General features: G+C 55.5%; 1 pseudogene. It reads left to right on the top strand.

The features are described from left to right. Positions 1-584, top strand: a pseudogene (locus AOA61_RS21870) (phage tail tape measure protein); the annotation flags it as partial.

Here is a 584-nt window from a genome sequence, read left to right as displayed (position 1 = left end):
TTACTCGCAGATTGCCGCGCTGGAAGAGCAGGGCGACCATGCTGGCGCCGTGAAGCTGGCCACCGAATCCTACGCCGACGCGATCAACGAGCGCACTCCGAAGATTCTGGAAAACCTGAGTTTCTGGGAGAAGGCATACAACGCTGTCGCCCAAGCAGCGGACGGTCTGAAAAACGCCGGCCGCCGAGACATCAACTCAGACATCGAGAATGCTCGCGCTGGCCTGGCTGAAGCTCAGGGCATGGATGGCCTGTTCCAAAGCCAAAAGTCCAAGGATGCATTGATTGAGTTCAGGCAAAACCGCCTGAACATGCTGGAGGACGAAAAGGCAGCTCAGGCGGACATTGCCAAGTGGGAGGGCGAGCAGGCCAAAGCCCAAGGAGCGGCAGTCACGGCAATGACGAAGGTTGATGCGCTGACCAAGTCGTCATTGACCAATGAGCAAAAGCGGACAAAGGAGATTGAGGACTATAAGCAGCAACTCGCGGATATCCGGAAAGTTGCGCCAAATGATCCCCGTCTCCAGCAGGACGTTGTCGATAAAAACATCTCCAACATCAACGCCAAGTTTAAGGATCCCAAAG

The sequence above is a fragment of the Pseudomonas sp. 2995-1 genome, from assembly GCF_002742505.1.
In the GTDB taxonomy this organism is placed as follows: domain Bacteria; phylum Pseudomonadota; class Gammaproteobacteria; order Pseudomonadales; family Pseudomonadaceae; genus Aquipseudomonas; species Aquipseudomonas sivasensis.
This window is presented reverse-complemented; position numbering and strand designations above follow the sequence as displayed.